This window comes from Streptomyces sp. NPDC051976, assembly GCF_040680795.1.
In the GTDB taxonomy this organism is placed as follows: Bacteria; Actinomycetota; Actinomycetes; order Streptomycetales; family Streptomycetaceae; genus Actinacidiphila.
On sequence record NZ_JBFAXL010000158.1, the window covers coordinates 1 to 1,426 of the forward strand.

Below are 1,426 nucleotides of genomic sequence, written 5' to 3' on the forward strand. Positions count from 1 at the left end.
CTGAACGCCTTCCAGATCGCCTTCGAGGGCCGGCTCACCCCGGCCAACAACTGAACCCCAACAATCAAGATCAGCCGTTAACTGGACACACCCCCCCAGCCCTAGCTTCGTCCAGGTCTCGTGATCAAACCCAGTAAGGCATTGCTGACCGCCGCTTACTGCGCAAGGCCACGCTGTTGATGGCGAACCATGTAGCGAAGCCGATCATCCACAATCGCAGAGAGGGTGACCACGTCGTCGTCATCAACAGAGAGTTCGTCGGGATCGCACCTGTATACGAGCCGGTACCTTCCTACCCGTAGTCGGTGCAATCTTGGACGCCCGGAGAACCGCGCGGCGTCCACTCCATTGAAGGTGGGGTTTCCGTCTCGGCTTAGGAGCGTAGTCAGCAGCAAGATTGCATCTTCCCTAGGAAGAGCGAGAAGGGCATGACGGGCACTCTCGGTTATGCGGAAGCGATTATTCAGTTTCTTTCCCGTCTCGTATGGCGGGAAGTTATATGGCCACCCGTAATTGAATATGTACGAGCTCATGGTTGATCACTCGCTGCGTCCTGGCGCCGGGTGAGAGCACGCCTGCCCGATGAGGCAGGGGCGGCGATGGTCTTGCTAGCCGTGCTGTTAGGGGGCGGATGGAGAAGGTCTGCAAGGACATCCACCAACCCGTAGTCCGCATCACCAGCGTGTGCTTCAGACCTACGAGCGGCCATCTCGTCGGTTGCATCGTTGAGGGCGTCGAAGTCATCAATGGGCACGATGGCGGCAACGGCGAGGCCGTGTCGGTGGAGGATGGTGGGGATCCTGTTAGTTACTCGGTCTAGGAGCTCGGGAAGGCTGTGCCCGAGACCGTAGATGTTGAGGTGATCGTCCACCCCCGCGACGATCTCTAGCCGATCCGGATGTGCTCCCATTACCATGGCGAGTTGGTCGGTAAGCTGCCTGTGCTCTTGTTGGACTAGTTCCCAGAGCTCATCGGCGTTGATGAGGTCGCCGCTCATGGTTTCAGTCGTTCCCCCCTGCGGCATGTCCGCACTGCTCATCGCGGGGGGATGCCCGCGGCGCGTATGTGGGCGAGAACGTTCTGCTCGATTTCGCGTGCCAGTAGGGTTGGCGGGGTCAGATGCTGTAAGAGCCATCCTCGGCCGACGTGCTGCTGGATTCGAGCGTTACCCCCGACGCCAACTTTCAAGACATTGTGGACCGCATGTTTGATGATGTACACCGAACTCGCACTCTGAAACGGCATTGCATCCGGCACTGTATGTTGCAAGTGCTCCTCGCGAGTTGGTATGCGGCCCAACTGTTCGCGTCGAGTTGCTCCTGAGTTAGACCGCTAGTGTCGCGTGAATGAAGTCCTTGGACGAAGAGTCGGAGTGCGGTTGAATGGCGTATGCCTGTTGCTGCGCCGTTGGTCGTGTCCGATGCGG

The 1,426-nt window shown here is 58.9% G+C and carries 1 protein-coding gene; it reads right to left on the reverse strand.

Annotation, left to right across the window (positions count from 1 at the left end; all coding sequences use genetic code 11):
- Nucleotides 1–529: 529 nt before the first annotated feature.
- Nucleotides 530–997, reverse strand: coding sequence for a hypothetical protein (locus AB0M29_RS45200; RefSeq protein ID WP_365393691.1), 468 nt, complete (start codon nt 995–997; stop codon nt 530–532).
- Nucleotides 998–1,426 lie beyond the last annotated feature (429 nt).